This is a genomic window from Sphingopyxis chilensis (assembly GCF_035930445.1).
Classification (GTDB): domain Bacteria; phylum Pseudomonadota; class Alphaproteobacteria; order Sphingomonadales; family Sphingomonadaceae; genus Sphingopyxis; species Sphingopyxis chilensis.
In genome coordinates this window covers 3,025,188-3,050,708 of record NZ_CP142394.1, presented here as the reverse complement: position 1 = coordinate 3,050,708, position 25,521 = coordinate 3,025,188, and the positions used below count along the sequence as shown (strand labels likewise).

The 25,521-nt window shown below is 66.4% G+C and carries 20 protein-coding genes; 14 read left to right on the top strand and 6 right to left on the bottom strand.

Going from position 1 to position 25,521, the window contains the following annotated elements; all coding sequences use genetic code 11:
* Positions 1-4 precede the first annotated feature (4 nt).
* Entirely contained in the window at positions 5-1,291 is a 1,287-nt protein-coding gene (locus VSX79_RS14235) for a hypothetical protein (RefSeq protein ID WP_179494307.1), read from the bottom strand.
* Between the two features lie 112 nt (positions 1,292-1,403).
* Between VSX79_RS14235 and VSX79_RS14230 the strand changes: the two genes are divergently transcribed.
* The 3 genes from VSX79_RS14230 to VSX79_RS14220 are packed head-to-tail and all read left to right on the top strand — an operon-like array spanning position 1,404 to position 5,979.
* On the top strand, positions 1,404-3,047 hold the full coding sequence (locus VSX79_RS14230) for a carboxylesterase/lipase family protein (RefSeq protein ID WP_326913678.1): 1,644 nt from the start codon (positions 1,404-1,406) through the stop codon (positions 3,045-3,047).
* A gap of 29 nt (positions 3,048-3,076) precedes the next feature.
* Positions 3,077-5,344: an FdhF/YdeP family oxidoreductase gene (locus VSX79_RS14225; protein WP_326913677.1), complete on the top strand. Its 2,268-nt coding sequence runs from the start codon at positions 3,077-3,079 to the stop codon at positions 5,342-5,344.
* Complete coding sequence (locus VSX79_RS14220; RefSeq protein ID WP_179494328.1) at positions 5,341-5,979, top strand: DUF1345 domain-containing protein; 639 nt, start codon at positions 5,341-5,343, stop codon at positions 5,977-5,979. The genes VSX79_RS14225 and VSX79_RS14220 overlap by 4 nt, the downstream gene beginning before the upstream one ends.
* Here VSX79_RS14220 and mobA read toward each other — a convergent pair.
* Together mobA and fdhD are read right to left on the bottom strand one after the other, a co-directional pair.
* Positions 5,974-6,483 carry a molybdenum cofactor guanylyltransferase gene (mobA, locus tag VSX79_RS14215; RefSeq protein ID WP_326913676.1) on the bottom strand — a complete coding sequence of 170 codons (510 nt, stop codon included), beginning with the start codon at positions 6,481-6,483 and terminating at the stop codon, positions 5,974-5,976. The genes VSX79_RS14220 and mobA overlap by 6 nt on opposite strands.
* On the bottom strand, positions 6,480-7,301 hold the full coding sequence (gene fdhD, locus VSX79_RS14210; protein WP_326913675.1) for a formate dehydrogenase accessory sulfurtransferase FdhD: 822 nt from the start codon (positions 7,299-7,301) through the stop codon (positions 6,480-6,482). Before fdhD ends, mobA begins: the two co-directional genes overlap by 4 nt.
* 250 nt (positions 7,302-7,551) lie before the next feature.
* On the opposite strand from fdhD, the gene VSX79_RS14205 reads away from it, so the two are divergent.
* Complete coding sequence (locus VSX79_RS14205) at positions 7,552-7,956, top strand: hypothetical protein (protein WP_179494332.1); 405 nt, start codon at positions 7,552-7,554, stop codon at positions 7,954-7,956.
* Positions 7,957-8,132: 176 nt separating this feature from the next.
* On the opposite strand, the gene VSX79_RS14200 is transcribed toward VSX79_RS14205, so the two are convergent.
* Positions 8,133-9,047 (bottom strand): LysR family transcriptional regulator, encoded by a 915-nt coding sequence (locus VSX79_RS14200; RefSeq protein WP_179494334.1) that lies wholly within the window; start codon positions 9,045-9,047, stop codon positions 8,133-8,135.
* Between the two features lie 89 nt (positions 9,048-9,136).
* Here VSX79_RS14200 and VSX79_RS14195 point away from each other — a divergent pair, with 89 nt between their 5' ends.
* Genes VSX79_RS14195 through VSX79_RS14185 form a run of 3 tightly spaced genes read left to right on the top strand, consistent with a single transcriptional unit; the run spans position 9,137 to position 12,049 of the window.
* Entirely contained in the window at positions 9,137-10,171 is a 1,035-nt protein-coding gene (locus tag VSX79_RS14195) for an aldo/keto reductase (protein ID WP_326913674.1), read from the top strand.
* A 14-nt stretch (positions 10,172-10,185) separates the two neighbouring features.
* On the top strand, positions 10,186-11,349 hold the full coding sequence (locus VSX79_RS14190; protein WP_326913673.1) for an MFS transporter: 1,164 nt from the start codon (positions 10,186-10,188) through the stop codon (positions 11,347-11,349).
* Positions 11,350-11,389: 40 nt separating this feature from the next.
* Positions 11,390-12,049, top strand: a complete 660-nt coding sequence (locus tag VSX79_RS14185; protein WP_179494340.1) for an MOSC domain-containing protein — start codon at positions 11,390-11,392, stop codon at positions 12,047-12,049.
* Here the strand turns inward: VSX79_RS14185 and VSX79_RS14180 are convergent.
* Complete coding sequence (locus tag VSX79_RS14180; RefSeq protein ID WP_326913672.1) at positions 12,046-12,942, bottom strand: AraC family transcriptional regulator; 897 nt, start codon at positions 12,940-12,942, stop codon at positions 12,046-12,048. The two genes, VSX79_RS14185 and VSX79_RS14180, sit on opposite strands and share 4 nt — an antisense overlap.
* 94 nt (positions 12,943-13,036) lie before the next feature.
* Here VSX79_RS14180 and VSX79_RS14175 point away from each other — a divergent pair, with 94 nt between their 5' ends.
* The gene (locus VSX79_RS14175) at positions 13,037-13,774 is read left to right on the top strand and encodes an SDR family oxidoreductase (RefSeq protein ID WP_326913671.1); all 738 of its coding nucleotides are present in this window, start codon (positions 13,037-13,039) and stop codon (positions 13,772-13,774) included.
* Between the two features lie 6 nt (positions 13,775-13,780).
* Here the strand turns inward: VSX79_RS14175 and glpD are convergent, their stop codons facing one another.
* A complete protein-coding gene (glpD, locus tag VSX79_RS14170; protein ID WP_326913670.1) occupies positions 13,781-15,331 on the bottom strand; it encodes a glycerol-3-phosphate dehydrogenase in 1,551 nt (516 codons plus the stop codon).
* 228 nt (positions 15,332-15,559) lie between these two features.
* On the opposite strand from glpD, the gene zwf reads away from it, so the two are divergent.
* From zwf to VSX79_RS14140, 6 genes are all read left to right on the top strand, one after another.
* The gene (gene zwf, locus VSX79_RS14165) at positions 15,560-17,044 is read left to right on the top strand and encodes a glucose-6-phosphate dehydrogenase (RefSeq protein ID WP_326913669.1); all 1,485 of its coding nucleotides are present in this window, start codon (positions 15,560-15,562) and stop codon (positions 17,042-17,044) included.
* 197 nt (positions 17,045-17,241) lie between these two features.
* On the top strand, positions 17,242-19,083 hold the full coding sequence (edd, locus tag VSX79_RS14160) for a phosphogluconate dehydratase (RefSeq protein WP_326913668.1): 1,842 nt from the start codon (positions 17,242-17,244) through the stop codon (positions 19,081-19,083).
* Between the two features lie 70 nt (positions 19,084-19,153).
* The gene (eda, locus tag VSX79_RS14155; RefSeq protein ID WP_326913667.1) at positions 19,154-19,777 is read left to right on the top strand and encodes a bifunctional 4-hydroxy-2-oxoglutarate aldolase/2-dehydro-3-deoxy-phosphogluconate aldolase; all 624 of its coding nucleotides are present in this window, start codon (positions 19,154-19,156) and stop codon (positions 19,775-19,777) included.
* 62 nt (positions 19,778-19,839) lie between these two features.
* Positions 19,840-21,432 carry an HAD-IB family hydrolase gene (locus tag VSX79_RS14150; protein WP_326913666.1) on the top strand — a complete coding sequence of 531 codons (1,593 nt, stop codon included), beginning with the start codon at positions 19,840-19,842 and terminating at the stop codon, positions 21,430-21,432.
* Between the two features lie 112 nt (positions 21,433-21,544).
* Complete coding sequence (locus VSX79_RS14145; protein ID WP_326913665.1) at positions 21,545-23,884, top strand: glycerol-3-phosphate 1-O-acyltransferase; 2,340 nt, start codon at positions 21,545-21,547, stop codon at positions 23,882-23,884.
* Positions 23,885-23,946: 62 nt separating this feature from the next.
* Complete coding sequence (locus VSX79_RS14140; protein WP_179494358.1) at positions 23,947-25,503, top strand: wax ester/triacylglycerol synthase family O-acyltransferase; 1,557 nt, start codon at positions 23,947-23,949, stop codon at positions 25,501-25,503.
* The last annotated feature ends 18 nt before the right edge of the window (positions 25,504-25,521 follow it).

Sequence of the window (25,521 nt, the reverse complement as noted above, 5' to 3'; positions counted from 1 at the left end):
AGGATCAGACGGCGGCAACAAGCAAGCGCCGGAACGCCGCCGTCGTCGCCGCCACCGCGGCGGCATCGACGCAGCGCGCGTCGTCGTCGGCCACATGATGAAAGCGGTGGACGCCGAAGATGCCGGCAACCGACGGATAGCCCGCGGCGATGATCGCGGTGAGCTCGCCGGCCGACAGTTTTTCGCTGGAATAAGGCGATTCGAGCCCCGCCAGCCCGGCGAACAATCGCCGGGCGGCGGGCAACAGCGGCGGGCTGACGACGAGGTAACGCTGCGAATCACTGCCCGCGAGCGGGGCGAGGCCGAACAATCCCTCGTGCCAGTCGCGCGCGGCGAGATTGGCGCCGAGGTGGAGCCAGAAATGCGTCTCGGCGGGCTTGGGCGCCGCGGCCTTCAGCGCCTCTTCGGCGCCCAGATTTTCATATTCATGGCCGCTGTTGCACAGGAAGGCGAGATCATGATCGGGCAGCAGCGCCGGCGCGGCGCGCGCGAAATCGAGCCAGGCGGCGATGCCGCCGCCGCGTTCGCCCGCGCAGCCGAACCAGCCCGACCGCGGGGTCGACACCACGATCCAGCGCCCCTTGCCGCGGTCGAGCCGGCCGATCACGTTGAACGCCGCCCGGCGCCCGCCGTGGCCTGCCAACGCCACCCGCGCCGGCTGGTGCCGCATCGCGGCGTCCAGGAAAGGCGCCGCCCCGGCGGGCGCGAGCAGGCCGACCGGTCCCGCGAACATCGGCGCGCGGCCATCGGCGTTGAGCGCGATGACCTGCCCGGTGGGTCCGTTGGTCACGATCACCGCCGCCTTCGCGCCGCCCGCGAAGGCGGCATCGACCGGCGCGCGCACCGGTTTGGCGAGTGTCGACGACCAGCGGCCATAGGCCAGGTCGATCAGCGCGATCGCGCCCGCGAGAGGCGCGTCGGTCATGCCATGCGCGTCGACGCGGACGAGCGGCCCTGTCACGCCGTTGCCCGGCGTCGGCGTGACGATCGGCTGCGGGTGGAGCGGTGCGCGTGCATCGCCCGCGACGATCTCGCACCGCTCCCCCTCGAACCAGGGGACGCTGATCGGCGGCTTTTCGACCGTGAAGCCTGCGCGCTCGAGCTCGGTCGCGAGCCAATGACCACAGGCGGTGTCGCCCGCGCCCCCCGACTGCTTGTTGCCGAAGCCGATATAGGTCGCAAGATCGGCGGCGATCGCGTCCGGCGCGGCCGCCGCATCGGCGTTCGCTGCGGTCGCGAGCGGAAGCACCGCTGCGCCCGCCAGAAAGCCCCGCCGCGTGGGTTCCGTCATCTTGCCCTCCCCATCCGTTCGTTCGCGCACTCTCGGCGCTTGATATTCACTCGCGTGTGAGCGTAAGTCGAGCGCAGGACGATGGCAAGCATCGCCAAAGGGAGAGATGGTGATGACGGACATCGCGGCACTTCGCCGGCTATTCGCCCTGGCTCTTTGTCTGGTCGCCGTTGCGGCGGGCGGTCCATTATTGGCCGCCGATCCGCCGGCCGCGACGATCTCCGAAGGCCGCGTCGCGGGCGCTCGGGAGGACGGGCTGCGCGTCTTTCGCGGCATCCCCTATGCGGCGCCCCCGGTCGGCGAACGCCGCTGGCGCCCACCCGCGCCTCCCGCGAAGTGGACGGGGGTGCGCGACGCGCGCGCCTTCGGCGCCGACTGCGTCCAGCCCGCCTTTCCCGCCGCGAGCGTGTATTTCGAGCCGCCGCGGCCAATGAGCGAGGATTGCCTGACGCTCAACATCTGGGCGCCCGAACGCGCCGGTCGCGCGCCGGTGATCGTCTGGATCCACGGCGGCGCGCTGCAATATGGATCGAGCGCCAGCCCGATGTACGATGGCGCCGGATTTGCGAGGCGCGGCATCGTCTTCGTGTCGATCAACTATCGGCTGGGCGTCCTTGGCTGGCTTGCGCATCCGGCGCTCAGCGGCGAATCGGCCGAAGGCGTATCGGGCAATTACGGCCTGCTCGACCAGATCGCGGCGCTGGAATGGGTGCGACGCAATATCGGTGCGTTCGGCGGCGATCCCGCGAACGTCACCGTCATGGGAGAGTCGGCAGGCGCGCTCAGCGCAACCTATCTGCTCGCCAGCCCGCGCGCGAAGGGCCTGTTCGCGAAAGCGATCGTCCAGAGCACCAATATGCGCGCGGTGCCGCATCTCCGCGACCCCGCCTTCGGCATGAACTCCGCCGAGGCGACGGGAACCGCGCTGGCGCAAAGCTTGGGCGCCTCCGACCTTGCGGCGCTACGCCGCGTCGATGCGAAGGCGCTCGTCGCCGCCGGGATGCGCGCGCGCTTCATCGCGCAGCCCGTGATCGACGGAGCGGTCGTGCCCGGCCAGCTCGTCGATATTTTCGACCGCGGCGAACAGGCAAAAGTCCCGGTTCTCGCGGGGTTCAACAGCGGCGAAGTCCGCACCCAACGCGCGCTGGTCCCTCCGGCGCCCGCCGATGCGGCGGCTTATCAGGCCGAAATCGTGCAGCGCTACGGCGACCTCGCGCCCGCCTTCCTGCGGATCTATCCCGCGTCGGACCGGGAGGAGAGTCTGCTCGCGGCGACGCGCGACGCCGTCTATGGCTGGGCGACCGAGCGGCTTGTGCGGCAACAGGCGCGCGCCGGGCAGCCCGCCTATCTCTACCTTTTCGATCATTGCTATTCCGCCGCGCGCGCCCGCGGCCTCTGCGCTTTCCACGCGAGCGAACTGCCCTTTGCTTTCGGGATTGCGGGGCGCCCGCTTGGCGGCATGCCCAACTGGCCGATGCCGGCGGGCGAAGCCGATCGCGCGCTGGCGCGGCAAATGATCGATTATTGGGCGTCCTTCGCCGCGCGCGGCACCCCTTCGTCGGAGGGCGCGCCGGCGTGGCTGGCCTATGGTGATGCGGAAAATTTCATGGTGTTCGGCGCCGGGCCGGTGGCGAGGCGGGGCCTGTTTCCCGGCATGTTCGAATTTCAGGAGGAGGTCATGCAGCGCCGGCGCGGGGCGGGCGAGCAATGGTTCACCAATATGAGCCCCCTCCGACACCAAAGACTCGTGGATTAGCGCCTGGAGCTATGCTTTAGTTCGGGGCAATGGCCGACCGGAAACCCCGCCACAAGACATATGATAGCCCCGCGGGCGGCTGGGGCGCAGCCGCCGCGACCGCAAAGGTGCTGCTCGAACAAAGCGTCGTCACCAAGGGATCGCGCGCGCTGCTGTCGATGAACCAGCCGGGCGGGTTCAAATGCCCGAGCTGCGCCTTTCCCGACGCCAGCTGCACCAAGAAGCTCGAGTTCTGCGAAAATGGCGCGAAGGCGCTGGCGCACGAGGCGACGAAATTCCGCGTCACGCGCGACTTTTTCGCGCAGCACAGCGTGACCGACCTGATGGCGCAGTCGGACTATTGGCTCGAGATGCAGGGCCGCCTGACCGAGCCGATGCGCTACGACGCGGTGACCGACCATTATGTGCCGGTGAGCTGGGACGATGCCTTCGCGCTGATCGGCAAGCACCTCCGCGCGCTCGAAAGCCCGCATCAGGCCGAATTCTACACCTCGGGCCGCACCGCGAACGAGACCGCCTTCCTCTATTCGATCTTCGTGCGCGAATTCGGCACGAACAATTTCCCAGACTGTTCGAACATGTGCCATGAACCGACGAGCCGCGGGCTGCCGCACTCGATCGGGGTTGGCAAGGGCACGGTGATCCTCGAGGATTTCGACCATGCGGAGGCGATTTTCCTGATCGGCCACAATGCGGGGACCAACGCGCCGCGGATGATGACGCCGCTGGTCGAGGCGCGAAAGCGCGGCGTCCCGATCGTCGCGGTCAACCCGATGCCCGAACGCGCGCTCGTCCGCTTCACCGAGCCGCAGGATATCGTCCAGATGGCGACCTTCGGGTCGACCGAGATCAGCAGCGAATTCGTCCATATCAGGATCGGCGGCGACCTCGCGCTGCTCAAGGGTATGATGAAGGTGATGTTCGAGCGCGAGGCGGCGGGCGAGAGCGTGCTCGACCATGATTTCATCGCCGCGCATACTTCGGGCTTCGCGGCGCTGAAGGCCGATGTCGAGGCGCAGGAATGGCCGGCGCTGGTCGCCGCGGCGGGGATCGACGAGGCGCAGATCCGCCGCTGCGCCGAAATCTACATCCGCTCGAACGCGACCCTCATCTGCTACGGCATGGGCATCACCCAGCACCAGCGGGGGTCCGAACTCGTCCAGCAGATCGCGAATCTGCTGCTTCTCAAGGGCAATTACGGCAAGCCCGGCGCGGGCATCTCGCCGATCCGCGGCCATTCGAACGTGCAGGGCGACCGCACCGTCGGCATCGACGAGAAACCGACGCAGGCCTATCTCGACCGGGTGCGCGACGTTTTCGGCTTTGAACCGCCGCGCGAAGACGGTCATCACACCGTCGAGTCGGTCGAGGCGATGCTGGCGGGCACCGCCAAGGTCTTCATCGGCCTCGGCGGCAATTTCATCCGCGCGGTGCCCGATACCGATCGCGCTTATGCCGCGATGCGCAAACTCGACCTTACCGTCGGCATCGCGACCAAGCTCAACCGCGGGCATCTGGTGCACGGCAAGGACGCGCTGATCCTGCCCGTCGTCGCGCGCTCCGAACGCATCGAGACGGTGAAGGGCGAGCAGTTCGTGACGATTGAGGATTCGATGTCGAACGTCACCGCCTCGCGCGGCGTGCTCGAACCCGCGAGCGAGCATCTGATGCCCGAAACCGAGATCGTCTGCCGCATGGCGATGGCGACCCTGCCGCACAGCAAGACCGGCTGGGCCAGCTATATCGACGATTACAGCCTGATCCGCGACAAGATCGCCGCCGTCTACCCCGCGCTCTACGAAGGGTTTTCGGAGCGTCTCAAGGCGCCGATGGGCTTCCACCTCGACATCCCGCCGCGCCGCCGGGTGTGGGCGACGCCGAACGGCAAGGCCAATTTCCTCGTGCTGCCGGGGCTTGCGGTCAACGCGCCGGTCGACGATCCCGACATGCTGCGCCTTGCCACCGTCCGCTCGCACGACCAGTTCAACACGACGATCTACAGCTACAACGACCGCTATCGCGGCGTGTATAACGATCGCATGATCCTGTTCATGAACGCCGACGATATCGCGGCGCGCGGGCTGGAGGCGGGCGCGAAGGTCGCGCTCGAAACCATCGGCGTCGACGGCATCGCGCGCCGCGTCGAGGGGCTGACGATCCTCGACTATCCGATGTCGCGCGGCTCGGTCGCGGGCTATTATCCCGAACTCAACCCGCTGCTCCCCCTCGGCCATTATGACAAGACGAGCGGCTGTCCCGCGGCGAAGTCGATCCCGGTGCGCGTCGTCGCCGCATGACGGCCGCCGTCGGCCACCGCATCGCCCCGGCGCGCTTCCTGATCTTTGCCGCCGCGCTGGTCGTCGTCGGCGGCGGGGCATCGGCGCTCGGCGGCGATTCGCGCGCGGCGCTGTTGATCGGCTTCGATGTCGCCGCCTTCATCTTCCTCTGCTCGCTCGCGCCGCTTCTCAAGGCCGACCCCGAACAGATGCGCTGCACCGCCGAACAGAATGATGCCAACCGCGCGGGCCTGCTCGCGATCACCGTGCTGCTCTCGCTTGTCATATTGTTCGCGGTCGGGACGCTGATCGCCAGCCCCGGTGCGCTCGACCGCGCGGATATCGTGCTGATCGTCGCGACGCTCGCGCTTGCGTGGCTGTTCGCGAACATGGTGTTCACGCTCCATTATGCGCATCTCTATTATCTGCAGAAGGACGGCCGCGACCAGCGCGGCGTCGAGGTGCCGGGGGCCAGGGAGCCCGGTTACTGGGACTTTCTCTATTTCGCCTTCACGCTCGGCATGACCTTCCAGACCTCGGACGTTACGATATCGGGCGCGCATATGCGCCGCGTCGTGCTCGGCCACTGCATGGCGGCGTTCGTCTTCAACATGGGAATATTGGCGTTCACCGTGAACGCGATCGGCGGGTCATGACGCCGCCAGCCGGTCGAGATCGGCGGTGCTGTTGATGTTCGGCGGCACGAAATCGCTCTGCACCGCCCGCGCCCCGATCCGCCGCGCATAGGCCCGGACCGCAAGGTCGCCTTCATTCTCCAGCATCGCCTTGAGGTCGCTGAGCGCCGCGACGGGCCACAGTCCGATCACCGGCTGCGTGTCGAGAAAGGCCGGCGCGGGTTCGAGCAGCGCGCGCAGGTCGCCGGGCAGCTTCACGCAATCGACCGGCGCGGACAGCACCCGGTCGAAACCCGCGCCCGCCGCATGGATCAGCGCCCCCGCCATCCCGCCAAGCGGCCCCATGTCGACACGCGGCCAATCGGCGATCTCGCCCCGGCCGACGATGATCATCGCATCGCAATGCGGGGCCAGCGCCGCCAACGCATGGTCGAGCAAGCTCCGCCCATCGAGCATCGCCAGCGCCTTGTCCGACCCGAAGCGGCTCGACCGCCCGCCGGCGAGCACCGCGCCGAGCGTCTTCACGCGATCATTCCGTGCGGATCGCTCACGATCAGCGCCGAGTCCGTCCGCGCCAGCGCGACGAGCGTCAGCCCCGCCTTCACGGCGCGTTCGGCCGCAAGGCTGGTAGGCGCCGATATGGTGACGAGCATCGGACAGCCCGCGCGGACGGTCTTTTCGACCAGTTCGTAACTGCACCGCGCCGAGAGCAGGATGAAGCCGGTCGCCGCATCGATGCTCGCCCGCGCCAAGGCGCCGACCAGCTTGTCCAGAGCGTTGTGCCGTCCGACATCCTCGCGCGCGCACAAAATGTCGCCGCCGGGCGAGCAAAAGGCCGCGGCATGGACTGCGCCGGTCGCGCGCCCGAGCGGTTGATGATCGCGCAGCGCCGCGAGCGCCGCTGCAATGGCGTTGCGATCGGTCGCGATCCGCGCGGCCACGGGGGGGAGCGGGCGCAGCACCTCCTCGATATTCTCGATCCCGCAGAGGCCGCAGCTGCTCTCGCTCACCCGCTTGCGCGCGCGTTCGAGCGCGATGTCGCTCCGATCGGGCGGCAGCCAGATGCGCAGCGCCCAGCCGCCCTCAATCGGGTGCGCGTCGATGCGCTTTATCTGATCGGCCGTCTCGACGAGGCCTTCGCCGAGCGCGAAGCCGACGGCATAATCTTCAAGGTCGGCGGGCGTCGCCATCATCACCGCATAACCGATGCCGCCGACCTCGACCGACACCGGCGCCTCGACGGCGGTGCTGCGCGTCAGGATCGTGTCGCCGGGTTCGGCAAGGCCGAGGCGGCGGACGGGAAGCTCGATCATCTCGTTAGTCATCGCGGCACGATAGCCCATCGGCATCGGCTTGTCTCAACCCGGCGGCTTCCGTCTGCTTTGGGTGGGAGGCGGACGTTCCCTTATCCGTCATCCCGGACTTCGCCGGGATGACGAGTTTGTTGATGGCAGCTTCCGGTCGGATTGCGGTCTTTGGCGTCAAATCTGCAGCTAACGGCCGATATGGGGCGCGCAGCGGAAGTTCCTACTTGCGCGCATCCAGCGAAAGCGGACCCTAGCGGGCTGGCTTAGGGTCCTTTAGGTTGACCGAATGGCCTTTAGTTATCGTGTCTCGCTGCAAGTCAGACATCCCTACGCTGATCCACAGCGTATCATAAAGGGAATAGGGTTGCCGTTTGTTCGTTCCTGGGCAGCAGGGGAGCGGCGTGCGACACCAAATGGCAAATTGCTGCCGGGGGCTTACACAGAAAGCTACTGCGCGTTCGATATCGGCAAGGGCGATGATGGCGAGCTTGCTGATTTTCTACGCCAGACCCTGAAACGGATTGCACCGTCGGCTGCATTCATTGCCGAACTTCGCCAGACTGGCGGGACACTCAATTTCTTCATCACATGGACGCCGGGTGAAAGGGGAGAGGTTTTCGACGTGACCTTGCTCACGGACATGGCCCGCCTCGGTATCGCTCTCGGTATTGAACCACTAGCTTTCATCTAGTCCGCTTGCGGTCGCTTCCCCGTTGCTCGCAACCTCCGCAATCGGTCGCTAGCTGCCGTCTCCGATTTTCGTCATCCCCGCGAAAGCGGGGACCCAGAGCGTCCGTTGGCTGGCCCATCGCCGGGTTCCCGCTTTCGCGGGAATGACAAAGGGAGAGAAAGCGGCTGCTCCCCGCCTTACCCGCCCCGGCCCAGCCGTTCGGCCAGGAAATCGACAAACACGCGCACCCGCGCCGGGGTATTCGCGCCGCCGGCGAACACCGCGTGGATCGCCTCGACATCGCCCGGATTATAATCCTCCAATATCGGCACGAGCGCGCCGCTCGCGATCTCTTCGGCGATGCTGAACGCGCCGACGCGCGCGATGCCGACCCCCGCAGCGGCAAGCTGCCCCAGCGTCTCGCCATTGTTCGCTTCGATATTTCCCTGAACTGCCAGCGCATATTCGCGGTCGCCGTCGCGGAACGGCCAGGTCGGCTCGGCTCGGCGGAAATTGAAGTTCAGGCAATTATGGCCGTGCAGATCCTCGGGCACGCGCGGCGTGCCGTGCGCGGCAAGATAAGCGGGGGAGGCGATGATGACACGGCGGCTCTCGCCCAGCTTGCGCGCGGTGAGCAGGCTGTCGGCGAGCGGGCCGAAACGGATCGCGACATCGGCCTGTCCCGCGGCCAGGTCGACGAGCCGGTCGGCGAGGCTGATGTCGACAAGGATGTGCGGATAAAGGCGCACAAACTCGCCGAGCAAGGGCACGATGGTCATCCGCCCGTGCGCCTGCGCGGCGCTGACGCGCAGGCGGCCGCGCGGCGCGCCCTGATCGGCGATCGCCTGCTCGGCGTCGCCCAGGTCGGCGAGGATGCGCCGCGCGGCGCGCAGATAGGCCTCGCCCTCGGCGGTCAGCGCGAGCGCGCGCGTCGAGCGCAACAACAGGCGCACCCCCAGCCGCCCCTCGATCCGGTCGATCGTGCGGCTGACCGCCGATGGCGTGAGGCCAAGGCAGCGGCCGGCGGCGGAAAAACTGCCCTCTGCAACCGTTGCGGCAAAGACTTCCATCGATCGCGCGCGATCGCCCCCATTTTCTATCTTTGCGTTCATTTCAAAAATCCTTCGCCTGTATCGGCGCTACTCCGTGCGAGGTGCCGAGTCCATCTATGCATTCTATACGCAAGCGAAAGGGCTGGATCATGGAATATCGTCAATTGGGATCATCGGGGCTGCGCGTTCCCGCGCTGAGCTTCGGAACCGGAACCTTCGGCGGGCAAGGGCCGCTGTTCAGCGCGTGGGGCACGAGCGACGCGGCCGAGGCGCGCCGCCTGATCGACATCAGCCTCGACGCCGGGGTCACGCTGTTCGACACCGCCGACGTCTATTCGAACGGCGCGTCCGAAGCGATTTTGGGCGAAGCGATCAAGGGACGCCGCGACGCGGTGCTGATCTCGACCAAGACCGGGCTGCCGATGGGCGACGGGCCGCAAGACTGGGGCGCCTCGCGCAGCCGGTTGATCCGCGCGGTCGAGGATGCGCTTCGGCGGCTCGGCACCGACCATATCGACCTGCTGCAACTCCACGCCTTCGACGCATCGACCCCGGTCGACGAATTGATGGACACGCTCGGCGCGCTGATCGCCGCGGGCAAGCTGCGCTACGCCGGCGTCTCCAACTATCCGGGCTGGCAACTGATGAAGGCGCAGGCCACCGCCGACCGGCTCGGCAAACCGCGCTTCGTCGCGCATCAGGTCTATTATTCGCTGATCGGCCGCGCCTATGAAGCCGACCTGATGCCGCTCGCCGCCGATCAGGGTGTCGGCGCGATGGTGTGGAGCCCGCTCGGCTGGGGTCGCCTCACCGGCAAGATCGGGCGGGGCCGTCCGGTCCCCGCGGGCAGCCGCCTGCACGAAACCGAACAGTTTGCGCCGCCCGTTGAGGAAGAACTGCTCTATCGCGTGATCGATGCGCTCGAAGCCGTCGCGGCCGAAACCGGCAAGACGGTGCCGCAGGTCGCGATCAACTGGTTGCTCCAGCGCCCCACCGTGTCGTCGGTGATTATCGGCGCGCGCAACGAGGAGCAGCTGCGGCAGAATCTCGGTGCGGTCGGTTGGGCGCTCACCGCGGAGCAAGTGGCCGCGCTCGACGCCGCGAGCGACGTCCTGCCGCCCTATCCGCACCCGCCCTACCGGCAGCAGGCGGGGTTCGCGCGGCTGAACCCGCCGCTCGTCTAACAGGAACCTCTCCCATGAAAATCAACTTCCCGCTGCTGGCCCTCGCGACCGGCGCCTTCGGCATCGGCATCACCGAATTCGCCCCGATGGGCCTGCTGCCCGACATGGTCGAGGGGCTGGGGGTGTCGATCCCCGCCGCCGGACTGCTCGTTTCTGCCTATGCGCTCGGCGTGATGCTCGGCGCCCCGCTGATGACGCTCACCACCGCGCGGATGAACCGGCGGACCTTGCTCATCGGCCTGATGGCGATCTTCACGCTCGGCAATTTCCTCTCCGCCATCGCGGGCGATTACACGACGCTGATGGTCGCGCGCGTCATTACCTCGCTCAACCATGGCGCCTTCTTCGGCGTCGGCTCGGTCGTCGCCGCCAGCCTCGTCGCGCCCGAAAAGCGCGCGAGCGCGGTCGCGGCGATGTTCATGGGGCTGACGCTCGCCAATGTCATCGGCGTGCCGCTCGCGCCGTGGGTCGGCGAAACCTTCGGCTGGCGCACCGCGTTCGGCGCGATCGCGATCTGGGGCCTCATCACCATGGCCGCGCTGCGTTTCGCGCTGCCCGACATCCCGCGCGCCGAGGGCGGCAACATGCTCGCCGAACTCGGTGTGCTGAAGCGCCGCAAAGTGCTCGTCGCGCTCGCGCTCACCGCGATCGGTTCGGCGGCGATGTTCACCGTGTTCACCTATATCGCGCCGATCCTGACCGAAGCGACGGGGGCAGGGACCTTGTTCGTGACCGCGATGCTGGTGATCTACGGCCTCGGCCTCACCGCCGGCAACTGGCTCGGCGGGGTGTTTGCCGACCGCTCGATCGACCGCACGCTGATCGTCTCGCTCGCCGGGCTGGCGGCGATGCTGATCCTGTTTGCTATCACGATGTACTCGCCGCTTGCGGCGGCGGTCACGATCTTCCTGTGGGGCGTCGCGACCTTCGCCATCGTCCCGCCGCTCCAGATGCGGGTTATGGAGGCGGCGTCGGATGCGCCCAACCTCGCCTCGGCGGTCAATATCGGGGCGTTCAACCTCGGCAATGCGATCGGGGCCGCGGTCGGCGGCGGGGTGATCGGCCTCGGCCTCGGTTTCCCGGCGGTATCGATTGCGGGCGCGGTGATGGCGGTGGCCGGACTCGCGATCGTGCTCGCATCGCGCACGCAAAAATCTGTAGCACTCGCCGGGGCCTGACGATTGCCATTCCGGCGGCGGGGTCTATGCAATCGGCGGCATGGAAACGCCGATTCTCGCTGTCCTCCTTGGCAAGTCGCAGCCCTTCCGCGGCGATGAACCGAGCGCCATCGGCAAGCTGCCGGTGGCGCATCGGGTTGCCGTCGGCCCCATGGGGCTTGCCGGCGACGAGCAGGCCGACCGGACGGTGCATGGCGGCATCGACAAGGCGATCCACCATTATCCCGCCGACCATTATGACTGGTGGCGCGGGTATCTGGGCGATGCGTCCTTGCTCGATGCGCCGGGTGCGTTCGGGGAAAATATCTCCACATCCGGCCTCGACGAGCAGAATGTCTTCCTCGGCGACCGTTTCCGCCTCGGCAGCGCGCTCGTCGAAGTGACGCAGGCGCGCCAGCCGTGCTGGAAGCTCGATCACCGTTTCGGGGCGAAGGGGGTGATGGCGCAGGTGGTCAAGACGCGGCGGACCGGCTGGTATTACCGCGTGCTCGAATCGGGGCAGGTGCGCGCGGGCGACACGCTCGACCTCGTCGAGCGGCCCTGGCCCGACTGGCCGCTGTCCTCGCTGTTTGGCCTGTTGGTCGGCGGCGAGGCGAAGGACCGCCCAGCCGACCTCCGCGCCTTGCGCGACGTGCCGGTGCTCGCCGAAACCTGGAAGGTGCGGCGCGCCAAGCTCGCTGAGCAGTTCGGCACCGATTAGGCGGTCATCGCAAAGCGCTTCGGCGGCAGCCCGACGTGGCGGGTGAAGGCGGTGCTGAAGGCGCTCGCCGACCCATAGCCGACTTGGCTTGCAATCTCCTCGATCTTGCCCGCGCGGCGGCGCAGCAAATCCCTGGCGATGCTCATGCGCCAGCCTTGCAGATATTCCATCGGCGGCACACCGAGGGTTCGCGCGAAGCGCTCGAAAAAGGCCGAACGCGACAGCGCCGCTTCCTTCGCGAGCGCGGCGACCGTCCATGCCCGCGCCGGTGCGCCGTGGATCTGCCGGATGGCCGCCGCGAGTCGCGGATCGCTCAAGCCCCGCAGCAGTCCCGGCGGGGCGTTGTTTCCCTCGACCGAGCGCAGCGCTTCGACGATCAGCACCTCGACCAGCCGCGACAGGATCAGGTCGCATCCGGGCCGCTCCTCGCCCGCTTCTTCGCGCACCAGCCGTACGAGTGTTGCGAGCCGCTCGGCGCCGCGCAGGTGAATGAGCGCGGGAAGCTGCGACACGAGCAGCCCGGCGTCGGGCGATTCGAAAACGAAATAGCCGCCAAGCATCCGCACGTCGGCGTCGCCCTCCTGCCGCCCGTGGCGGACCTCTCCTGCAAGACCCGCTGTGGCATGGGGATCAACGACGACGGGTTCGGCGGGTTCGAAGCCCGACATGGTGAAGCCGGGGGTTGCGGGCAGGAAGATGAAATCGCCCGCCTCGATCGTTACCGCCTCCGCACCATCGACGGCCAGCCGGCAGCGTCCGTCGATCACCGTGCAAAACCCCGGATGACCGAAATCGCCATAGCGCACCGCCCAGTCGCCCGCGCCGCTGATCGCCTTGGCAAAAACGGTGCGCGGGCGGAGTAGCCCGATTAGGTCGGAAAGCGGATCGGACATATGGACTATCTCTAATTAAATGTGGATCTCTAATTATAGATGGTCCGTCGTCTGTCGTCTAGTTTCCTTTCCTCGAACTGAGAAAGGAAAACCTATGAAGACGATCCTCATTACCGGCTGCTCCTCCGGCTATGGCCTCGAAACCGCGCGTCATTTCCATGCACTGGGCTGGAACGTCGTCGCGACGATGCGCCGGCCGAAGCCCGATCTGTTCGCATCGTCGGATCGCCTGCGCGTCCTCGCGCTCGACGTCACCGACCCGGACAGCATCGCGCTCGCGCTCGATCGGGCCGGCCCGATCGACGCGCTCGTCAACAATGCCGGTATTGGCCTCTTCGGCGCGCTCGAACATTCGCCACCGCAGAAGATCCGCGACGTCTATGCCACCAACACGCTCGGTACCATCGCGATGACACAGGCGGTGATCCCGCAGATGCGCGAACGCGGTTCGGGCGTCATCGTCAACATCACCTCGTCGGCGACGCTCGCCTCCTTCCCGCTCGCCGCCGCTTACACGGGAAGCAAGGCCGCGATCCAGGGCTTCACCGGATCGCTCGCGCACGAACTGGCGCCGCTTGGCATCGCGGTAAAGCTGGTCGAGCCGGGCTATGGCCCGACGACCGCCTTCGCGCAGAATACCGAAATCCGCCTCGAAGACGTGCTGCCCGAACCTTATGGCAGCTATGCCGCACCGATCCTTGCCGGCATGGCCGAACCCGCGCTGTTCACCACCGAGACCGATGTCGCCGAGGCGGTATGGCAGGCGGTGCACGACCAGAGCGGGTGTCCCCATTTTCCCGCGGGTGCCGACGCGCTCGCGCTGGTCGCATGAGAGGGGTCAGCCCGTCACGCGCTCTTCGAAATATCCAGAGTCAGCCATCCGGGCGTCGGCGACGAGGCGCTCGGCATGTTCGGCAAGGCGCGCGACCTCGCCGGGCGTGAAATGCAGCCCCAGCTTGCTCCGCCGCCAGAGGATGTCGTCGGTCGTTCGCGCCCATTCGCGCGTCACCATCCAGCGGATCTCGGCTACGCTCAGCCCATGCGCAATCTCGCCGCCGAGGTCGTCCCAGTCCGCCGCTCCCGCCAGCCACTCGCGCGCGTCGGTGCCATAGGCCTTGGCGATGCGGTCGACCGTTGCGGTGGAAAGGAAGGGATAAGCGAGCTTGTAATCCGCCTTCAGCGCGCCGGCGCCGTTCGTCGGGAAATTGCCGCCGGGTAGCGGCGCCTTCGCTGTCCAGCGCTTGCGCGAAAGCGCCGTGACATGATCGACCAGGTCGTCGACAACCTCCTCGGCGACATGGCGATAGCTGGTGATCTTGCCGCCATAGATGGTGAGCAAGGGTGCGCCTTCCGCCATGTCGAGGTCGATCCGATAACCGCGGGTCGCGGCTTCGGGGCGCCCCGAGCCGTCCTCGATCAGCGGCCGGACACCCGAATAGGTCCACACGACATCGGCGGGGGTGACGGGGATGCGGAAATAGAGGCTCGCCCCTTCGCAAAGATAGGCGATTTCATCGGCGCTCGCCTGCGCCTCGCTCGCCGGTCCGTCATGGTCCTGGTCGGTGGTGCCGATCAGCGTGAAGTCGCGCTCGTAAGGGATGGCGAAGAAGATGCGTCCGTCGGGCAGCTGGAAAAAATAGGCATAGTCATGCTCGAACAGCTTGCGCACGACGATATGCGACCCCCGCACGAGCCGCATCTGGTGATCGGGCTCGGCATCGGCGCGTTTGAGCAGGTCGAGCACCGCGGGCCCCGCAGCGTTGACGACGCTGCGTCCGGTAAAACGATATTGATGGCCCTGGTCATCGCGCGCGTCGACGATCCACAGCCCGTCCTCGCAGCGGAGCATTTCCACGCGCGTCCGGGTGCGCACCCGTGCGCCGTGGTCGGCGGCATCGCGCGCGTTGAGCGTGACGAGCCGCGCATCGTCGACCCAGCCGTCCGAATATTCGAAGCCCTTCACATATTGCGGCTGGAGCGGCCCGCCTGCGGCATGGCGGCGCAAATCGACTGACCGCGTCGCGGGCAGTTTCTTGCGCCCGCCGATATGGTCGTACAGAAACAGGCCGAGCCGCAGCAGCCAGCGCGGGCGCAGCCCGTCGCGATAGGGCAGGACGAAGCGCAGCGGATGGATGATGTGCGGCGCGATGCCCCACAGAAGCTCGCGTTCCTTCAGCGCCTCGCGCACCAGGCCGAATTCATAATGTTCGAGATAGCGCAGCCCGCCGTGGATCAGCTTGGTCGATTTTGATGAGGTGCCTTGCGCGAGATCGCCTGCCTCCAGCAGCAGCACCCGCCCGCCGCGCCCCGCGGCATCGCGCGCGACACCCGCGCCATTGACGCCGCCGCCAACGACGATGACATCATAGGGTGAGGCGCTGTCGGGCATGGGACCGGGTCTTAGAATCGTTCAGCCGGGATTGCCATATGCCTGCGCGCCCCTGCGAAGGCAGGGACCCATCACCCGTGGCATCGTCCTTTCCAGAGCAGTCCTTTCGTGTCGCAACGGCCGGTGATGGGCCCCTACCTTCGCAGGGGCACGGCTGCCGCACGAACGCATGCGTAGCGGCTTACGTATGCGCGTTGCATTCGGGGGGCGCATCCTCCAATTCTGCACATGTTATCCAAGGGGACGAATGTGAGCGTGAAAGTCGAAACATTGGTGCTGTTCGGCGCGACGGGCGACCTCGCGCAGCGCATGCTCTTTCCCTCGCTCTATAACCTCCACCTCGACGGGCTGCTCGCCGACGCGCTGACGATCGTCGGGTCGGGGCGGTCGAAGATGGACCGCGCGGCGTTTCAGGGACAGGTTCGCGAGGCGCTTGTCGAACATCTGCCCGCCGACCGCATCGACGATGGCGGGGTCGAAAGCTTCCTCGGCCGTATCGACTATTGCGCGATCGATGCCGGGGCGGGAACCGGCTATGACGAGCTCGCGGCATTGCTCGGCGACCGCATGACGCGCCCGATCGGTGTCTATCTCTCGACCCCGCCGTCGATGTTCGGCCCGATCGCGCAGGGCCTCAAGGCCGCGAACATTGCCTGCGCCGAATGCCGCATCGCGATGGAAAAGCCGATCGGGCACGATCTGGCCTCGTCGCGCGACGTGAATGCCGAGGTCGGCGACGCCTTCGCCGAGGATCGCGTCTTCCGCATCGACCATTATCTCGGCAAGGAAACCGTCCAGAACCTGCTCGCGCTGCGTTTTGCCAATATGCTGTTCGAGCCACTGTGGAACGCGCAGGCGATCGACCATGTCCAGATCACCGTCGCCGAGACCGTCGGGCTCGAAGGCCGCGTCTCCTATTATGACGGCGTCGGCGCGTTGAAGGATATGGTCCAGAACCATATGCTCCAGCTGCTCGCGATCATCGCGATGGAGCCGCCGTCGAGCGTCTCGTCGACCGCGGTGCGCGACGAAAAGGTCAAGCTGCTGCGATCCTTGCGCAAGCTGACCGCCGCCGATGTGAAGGCGCACAGTGTCAAGGGGCAGTATAGCAGCGGCGCGGTCAATGGCGGTGCGGTCGCGGGTTATGCCGACGAACTCGGCAACCCGTCGAACACCGAAACCTTTGTCGCAATCAAGGCCTATATCGACAATTGGCGCTGGAAGGGCGTGCCCTTTTACCTCCGCACCGGCAAGCGCATGCCGCAGCGCAAGTCGGAGGTGCTGATCCAGTTCAAGCCGGTGCCGCACAATATCTTCGCGCGCGTGGGCGCGGGCAAGCTCGATGCGAACAGCATGATCATCAACCTGCAGCCCGAAGAGAATATCCGGGTCAAGGTGATGGCGAAACAGCCCGGCCTCGACCGCGACGGTGTGAAGCTGAAAGAGGTGACGATGGACGTCTCGCTTTCGCACAGCTTTGCGGGCGAGCGGCGGCGCATCGCTTACGAGCGCCTGCTGCTTGATTTCATCGAGGGCGATCAGACCTTGTTCGTGCGCCGCGACGAGGTGGAGGCGCAGTGGCAATGGATCGATTCGATCCGCGATGCTTGGGCCGCGGTGGATATGGCGCCGCAGAATTACACCGCCGGAAGCTGGGGTCCGTCGAGCGCAATCGCGCTGATCGAACGCGACGGGGCGAGCTGGCATGATTGAGCGCACCCCAAACTTTCTCCCCTTGGGGGAGAAGGACACGAAGCCTTGTCGCGCAGCGACTAGGCGCAGTTGGATTAGGGTCTCTACCGCTACCTTCGCACGCCACGTCCAATGCCCTCACCCAGCTTCGACTAGGCAGCAAGCTGCCAAGTCTGCGCATCCCTCTCCCCCAAGGGGAGAGGGTTTTGGAATGCACCATGACTGATATCCACCCCACCATCGCCGCGGTCACCGACCGCATCATCGCGCGCAGCAAGCCCCGCCGCGCCGCTTATCTCGACCTGATGGACCGCCAGCGCGAGGCCGGCACCAATCGCGGCAATCTGTCGTGCGGCAACCTCGCGCATGGCTTCGCCGCGTCGGGCGAGGACAAGCCCGCGATCCGCTCGGGCGCCGAAATGAATATCGGCATCGTCACCAGCTATAACGACATGCTCTCGGCGCATCAGCCGTACGGCCGCTATCCCGAACAGATCAAAGTCTTCGCGCGCGAAGTCGGCGCGACCGCACAGGTCGCGGGCGGGGTTCCGGCGATGTGCGACGGGGTGACGCAGGGGCAGGCGGGCATGGACCTGTCTTTGTTCAGCCGCGACAATATCGCGCAGGGCACCGCGATCGCGCTGAGCCATGCGATGTTCGAGAGCGCTTTGCTGCTCGGCATCTGCGACAAGATCGTCCCCGGCCTGCTCATCGGCGCATTGCGTTTCGGCCACCTGCCGCAAATCCTGATCCCCGCCGGACCGATGCCCTCGGGCCTCGCCAACAAGGAAAAGCAGCGCGTCCGCCAGCTCTATGCCGAAGGGAAAGCGACCCGCGACGAATTGCTCGAGGCCGAGGCGGCGAGTTACCATGGCGCGGGCACCTGCACCTTCTATGGCACCGCGAACTCCAACCAGATGATGATGGAGCTGATGGGGCTGCACATCCCTGGCAGCGCCTTCACCAACCCCGGCACCAAGCTGCGCCAGTTACTGACGCGCGCCGCGACGCATCGGATCGCCGAGATCGGCTGGGACGGTGACGATTACCGCCCGCTGGCGCGCTGCATTGACGAAAAGGCGATCGTCAACGCCGCGATCGGCCTGCTCGCGACCGGCGGGTCGACCAATCATGCGATCCACCTGCCCGCCATCGCCCGCGCTGCGGGGATCATCATCGACTGGCAGGATTTCGACGAGCTCAGCCACGCGGTGCCGCTGCTCGCGCGTGTTTATCCCAACGGCGCCGGCGACGTGAACAACTTCCATGCCGCGGGCGGGATCGGCTTTGTCGTGCGCGAGCTGCTTGGCGCGGGATTGCTCCACGGCGACGTGCTGACCATCGGCGGCACGATGGCCGATTATGCGGCCGAGCCCGTGCTGGTGAACGACGAACTCCACTGGCAGGCGGCACCCGCGACAAGCCGCGACGACAATATGCTGCGCCCCGTCGCCGCGCCTTTCTCGGCCGATGGCGGGATGCGCCTGCTCGCGGGCAATCTCGGCCGCGCGATCATCAAGACGAGCGCGGTCGCCGAGGATCGCTGGACGATCGAGGCGCCGTGCCGGATCTTCGACGACCAGAATCAGGTGCTCACCGCGTTCAAGGCGGGCGAGCTGGAGCGCGACGTCGTCGTCGTCGTCCGCTTCCAGGGGCCGCGCGCCAACGGCATGCCCGAACTGCACAAGCTGACCCCGGCCCTCGGGGTGTTGCAGGACAAGGGCTATCGCGTTGCCCTGCTCACCGACGGCCGCATGTCGGGCGCGAGCGGCAAGGTGCCCGCGGTGATCCATCTCTCGCCCGAAGCCTTGCCCGGCACCGACGGGGTGAGTGGTCCGCTCGCCTATCTTCAGGACGGCGACATCGTGCGCGTGTGTGCGGTGAACGGCGAAGTCGTGGCGCTCGTCGACGAAGCCGAATGGGCCTTGCGTGCACCCGCTGCCGCGCCGCCCCCGGCGGTCGGCGTGGGTCGCGAGCTGTTCGCGCTGTTCCGCCACCACGCCGACGAGGCGGAGAAGGGCGGATCAGCGGTATTGGCGGCGATGGAGACCGTCATTTAATTTGCCGGCAGTTTAAGACGCAACAATAAGATCCCGGCCTTCGCTGGGATGACAATGAAAGTGAGATAGAATGTCCGAGAGCGGTATCGAACAGATCATGCGTTTGGCGCCCGTCATCCCGGTGATCGTCATCGACCGCGCCGAAGATGCGGTGCCGATGGCGGAGGCGCTTGTCGCCGGCGGGCTCAAGGTGCTCGAAGTGACGATGCGCACCCCTGCGGCGCTCGAAGCGATCAGGGCGATGAAGGCTGTGTCCGGCGCGGTCGTCGGCGCGGGCACGGTGCTCAACCCGCGGATGCTGAAGGACGCGCTCGATGCGGGCTCCGAATTCATCGTCTCGCCCGGCCTCACCGACAGCCTCGGCGAGGCCGCGGTGGCGAGCGGCATTCCTTTCCTGCCCGGCGTCGCCAATGCGTCGAATATCATGGCGGGGCTCGACCTTGGCCTCGACAGCTTCAAATTCTTCCCCGCGGCGACGAGCGGCGGCATCCCGGCGCTGAAGGCGCTCGCCGGCCCGTTCGGCGGGATCAACTTCTGCCCGACCGGCGGGATCAGCGCCGCGACCGCGCCCGAGTGGCTCGTGCTGGATCCCGTGCGCTGCGTGGGCGGCAGCTGGGTCGTACCGGCGGGGCCACTCGATCCCGCCCGGATAGAGGAACTCGCGCGCGAAGCCTCCGCGCTTTCGCGCCATTGATTAACCCCATCTTACCTGTCATCGTGCAGGGATAAGGCGGCAAACAAGCCGTTGGTGGGGAGATGCGCGTGCCGAGGCCGCAGCCGCATTTGGAAGAAGTTCTGGCGTCCGAACCCGGATCGCATATCGCCGCGCTCTTCGATTTCGACGGGACGATCATCTCGGGCTACTCTGCGACCGCGATGCTGCGCGAGAAATTCCAGCGCCGCGAAATGTCGGTCGAGGAAATCGCCGAGACCGCGCAGGTCATCGCGCAGCACAGCCTTGGCACGATCGGCTTTTCGGGGCTGATGTCGGGCGCCGCCAAATTCATGAAGGGCGTCGACGAGCAAAGCTTCATCGAGTTCGGCGAGGAGCTCTACAAAAAGCATATCGCGCGCAAAATCTATCCCGAAACGCGCGCGATCATCGAGGCGCACCAGGCGAAGGGTCACCGCGTTGCGATCATCTCGTCGGCGACGATCTACCAGATCGAACCCACCGCGCGCGACCTGGGCATCACCGACATCAAATGCTCGGCCTATGAGATCGAGGATGGCGTCTTCACCGGCGACATCATCCGCCCGCTCTGCTTCGGCGAGGGTAAGGTGCTCGCTGCCGAGGAGCTCGCCGAGGAATATGGCCTCGATCTCGACCAGAGCTTTTTCTATTCGGACAGCGACGACGATATCGAATTGCTCGAACGCGTCGGCAAACCGCGCCCGCTCAACCCGAACCTCAAGCTGAAGGCCATCGCCGACGAACGGAACTGGCCTGTCCAGCGCTTCGGCAGCCGCGGCACGCCGAGCTGGGTCGATTATACGCGCACCATCTATGCGACCGGATCGCTCGTCGGCGCCTTCGCTGCCGGCCTTCCGATCTGGGCGCTCACCCGCTCGCAGCGCGAGGCGGCGAATTTCTCGATCGGCCTGTTCGGCGATTTCGCGACCGCGATCACCGGCGTCGAGCTGGAGGTCGAGGACGAAAAGAATCTCTGGTCGTCGCGGCCGTGCATCTTCATTTTCAACCATCAGAGCAAGGCGGACGTGATGATCCTCGCCAAGCTCATCCGCCGCGACATGGGCGGGGTGGGCAAGAAGGAAATCAAGGACATCCCAATCCTCGGCAAGCTGATGGAATGGGGCGGCACCGTCTTCGTCGACCGCGCCGACGGCAAGAGCGCGATCAAGGCGATGGAACCGCTCGTCGCGGCGATTCGCGAAGAGGGCAAGTCGATCTGCATCGCCCCCGAAGGTACGCGCAGCCTGACCCCGAAACTCGAGCCGTTCAAGAAGGGCGCCTTTCACCTCGCGATGCAGGCGGGGGTGCCGATCGTCCCGATTGTGATCCATAACGCCACCGACGTCGCGCCGAAGAATGAGTTCGTGATGCGCCCCGCGACGGTGCGCGTCACCGTGCTGCCGCCGGTCGATACCTCGAAATGGAGCCCACGGACAATCAACACGCATGTTCGCGACGTCCGCAATATGTTCCTCCGCACGCTGGGCCAGCCCGAGGAGAGTGTCGCCGAATCCGTGGTGAAGGAGCCGGCGCCCGAGGCTGCTCCGCCTAAGGCCAAGGTCGAAAAGGCAAAGAAGACGGCCGAAAAGAAGCCTTCAGCCAAGAAGAAAGCTCCGGCAAAGAAAGCGGCCGCGCTAAAGCGGAGGACGGCCTAGGCCATGTTTCACCCCGTCATTGCGAGCGGAGCGAAGCAATCCACAGCGGTTTACGCCACTCTGGATTGCCGCGTCGCTTCGCTCCTCGCAATGACGGGGAGAGCATAAGGCGGTGGCCGACGGAACGCCCCGCACCCCGATCGTGACGGAGGACGCGGCCGACCGGCTCTATATCATCGATGCGCGGGGCGGGGTGGAGCGAAGGCTGCTGCTCGACTGGATCCATGCAACTTCAGGCGACAATGAGCCGCAATGGGCCAGCCTTGCGATCGAAGACGACGATCATGCGCTGCCGCTCGACATGCTGCGCGCGCGGCTCGACGGATCGCCGTCGCGGCAGGTCGTGCCGCTGCGCGTCGCATGGCGCATTCCGGGATTCGACCGCGACCGCGCGCTCAAATTCCGCCACATCCTGTTCGGCGACCCGCGTCATCCCGGCCCGCTCCGCTCGCGGCTGATCCTGCTCCGCGACCGCCGCCGCGCGCAGATACTGGTCGGCGAGGCGGCAACGCTCGAGGCGCTGCGCGACCGTTTCTGTAAGCAGACTGGCGGCGGCGACGGCGAGGGGGCCGACAGCCCCGAATTCGCAGGCTTTGTCGCGCGGCAGGCGGGGCTCGCGCTCGACGTCGCCGAACGCGGCATCCGGGGAACAAGATATAAGGTGCCGCGCTTCGTCGCCGATGGCCTGCGCACCAGTCCCAAATTCCGCGCTGCGTTGGTCGAACTGGCCGAGACGACGGGCCGCCCCGTTGCCGAGCTCTTTCGCGAGGCGCGGCCGCTCATGAAAGAGGTCATCGCGCGGCCGTCGGCGCTCTTCCTCGATCTGCGCGCGCGGCTCGACCGCATGATGTTCGGCGGCTACGCGCCCGAGATGGAGGTCGATGCCGCCGAACTCGCAAGGCTCCGCTCGATCCTGCGCGAGCATCCGACCGCGATCCTCTTCACCCACAAAACCTATATCGACGGCGCGACCCCCAGTCGCCTGACCTATGAAAACGACATGCCGATGCTGCACAGCTTCGGCGGCGCCAATCTCGATTTCGCGGTGATGGGCGAATTCTTCCGCCGCTCGGGGATGATCTTCATCCGGCGGAGTTTTCAGGACCAGCCGGTCTACAAGCTCGTGGTGCGCCATTATATCGCCTGGCTGCTCGCCAAGCGTTTCCCGCTGAGCTGGGCGTTCGAGGGGACACGCTCGCGCCTCGGCAAGCTGATGCCGCCCAAATATGGCCTGATGAAATATGTCCTCGACGCCGCGCACGCGACGGGGACGCGCGATGTCCATTTCGTGCCTTTCGTCACCAGCTTCGACCTGATCCGCGACGTCGAGGAATATGCCGCCGAACAGACGGGGCGCAGCAAGAAGCCCGAATCGCTGTCGTGGTTCATCGGATATATGAAGAGCCTGAAGGCGCCGTCGGGCCGCATCCGGCTCGACATCGGCGAACCCGTCGTGATCGAGGCGGCGCCGGCCCCCGACGACAGGCGCGCGCTCGAACAGATCGCCTTCGCGGTCGCGGTCGAGGCGAACCGCGTCACGCCGCTCACGGTGACGTCGGTGATGTGCCTGATCCTGCTCGGCATGGCGCCGCGCGGCGCGACGTCGGCCGAATTGCTCGGCGCGATCGGCGCGGTGACCGACTGGGCGCGGGCGCGCGGCATCCGGCTCAGCAAGGAACTGGAAAGCGGCGACGACAAGGCTCTTTCGGCGACGGTCGACACGCTCGTCGAGAGCGGCCTGCTGACCCGCTACGAGGCGGGCAGCGAGAATGTCTATTCGATCGACCCCGCCAAGCATCCGATGGCGAGCTATTACCGCAACATCATCGCGCATCATTTCCTCGACCGCGCGATGATCGAACTCGCGCTGTTCGAACTGCGCGATGCCGACAGCGGCGACGCGACCGCCGCTTTCTGGACGAAGATCGATCGCCTGCGCGACCTGTTCAAATTCGAATTCTTCTACCCGCCGCGGGGCGAGCATCTTGCGGCGATCGAGGCCGAGCTCGAACGCATCGATCCGGTGTGGGACCGCCGCCTCGCCAGCGGCGATCGCGGCATCGCGCAGCTCCTTCGCCGTTGCCAGCCCGTCGTCGGTCACGCGATCCTGCTGCCCTTTGCCGAGGCCTATTCGGTCGTCGCCGAACAGCTTGCGCGTGCGCGGCCCGGCGATGTCGTCGATGAGAAGGCGCTGCTCGATGCGGCTCTCGCCGAAGGCAGGCAGGCCTATTTGCTGCGCCGGATCAGCAGCGAGGCGGCGATCGGCAAATTGCTGTTTGCCAACGGCCTGTCGCTGATGCGCCATATGGGGCTCGCCGAGGAGGCGACCCCCGTCAATCTCGTCGCGCGCCGCGCACTGCTGATGGAACTGCGCGGCCTGGCCAACGTCATGGAAACGATGCGGCTGTCGACGGTGGCGCTCGCGGACCGCTTGCCGGGGGTGGGGGAATGACGGCGCCCCCACACGCTTCGCTCCCAATGACGATATGAATGGAGCAGGGAAAGGAACCAAACATGCTCAAACAGCTCAGCGCGCAGGACGCCCAGTTCCTTTACACCCAGACCGCGAACAATCTGACGCACATCATGGGGGTTTATATCTACGACCCCTCGACCGCACCGGGCGGCTTCGTGCGCTTCAAGGACATCATTGCCCACGTCGAAAGCCGCGTCGACACCTCGCCGCTGTTCAAGCGCCGCCTCCACCGCCTGCCGTTCGACATGGACCATCCCTATTGGGTCGAGGACGAGCATTTCGACATCGAGGCGCATATGAGCCACGCGCGGTTGCCCGAGCCCGGCGACTGGCGGCAATTCTGCATCGCCGTCGCGCGCTGGTTTTCGAAGCCGATGGATATGAATCGGCCGCTGTGGGACATTTATATCATCGAGGGGCTCGATCGGATTCCGGGTATCCCGAAGGGCAGCTTCGCGATGCTCCACCGCGTCCATCATGCCGCGGTGGACGGCGCGTCGGGCGCGCACGCCTTCATCGCGATGAGCGACATCGACGCGCACGGTACACCCGCGATTGCCGAACCGCCGCCGGTCGAGGAATTGGGCAAGGCGCCATCGAGCGCCGAAACCCTCTCGCGCGCCTGGTCGGCGTCGCTCCAGTCGCCGGTCAAGTTCATGAACGCGCTGATGAAGATGTCGCCGGCGATCGTCGCCTCGGCGCGCAAGTCGATCGCCGAGGGCGGCATGACCGCCGGCGTTCCCGAAACGCGCTTCAATGTGCCGGTCGGCCCGCACAAGATGTTCGAAGCGACCACGGTGGCGCTCGCCGATGTCGCGGAGATCCGCAAGAAGGTGCCCGGCGCGACGGTCAATGATGTGGTGCTCACCACCGTCGGCGGCGCGCTTCGCAAATATCTCGCGAAACACAAGGAGCTGCCCAAGGAAAGTCTCGTTGCGGTCGCGCCGGTCAATCTGCGCGGCAAGGGCGGCAAGGCCAGTACGCCCGGCAATCAGGTGTCGGCGATGAGCGTGCCGATCCGCACCGACATCGCCGATCCGCTCGAACGGCTCGCCGCGGTGCGCGACTATACGGTCGAGGCGAAGGAAGCGAAGGCGGGGGTCAGCGCGCGGATCATGACCGACCTGTCGCAGCATATTCCGGGCGCGACGATGGCGGCGGTCGCACGGCTCGTCACCAGCGAGCGCTTCGCGGTGCGCGGCACCAACCTTTTCATCTCGAACGTCCCCGGCGCGCAGGTGCCGCTTTATCTCGCGGGTGCGCAGCTTGTGCAGCAGCATGGCATGGCGCCGCTCGCGAACAATATGGGGCTGTTCGTAGCGACCCCCAGCTACAATGGCCGGATCGCTTTCTCGCTCATCTCCGAACGCGCGGTGATGCCCGACATCGCCTTTTTCCGCGAATGTATCGACGAAAGTTTCGCCGACCTGATGGCGGCGGCGCCGAAGCCCGAGAAGCCCAAAGCCGCTACGGCAACGCCGCAACCAGCCGCGAAGCCCAAGCCGAAACCGAAAGCGGCGACGAAACCTGCGACGAAGAGCAGGGTGAAACCGGTTGCTAAACCGAACGGAACCCGCAAGAATCCGAAAAAATAGACCATGCTCTCGCAGGAT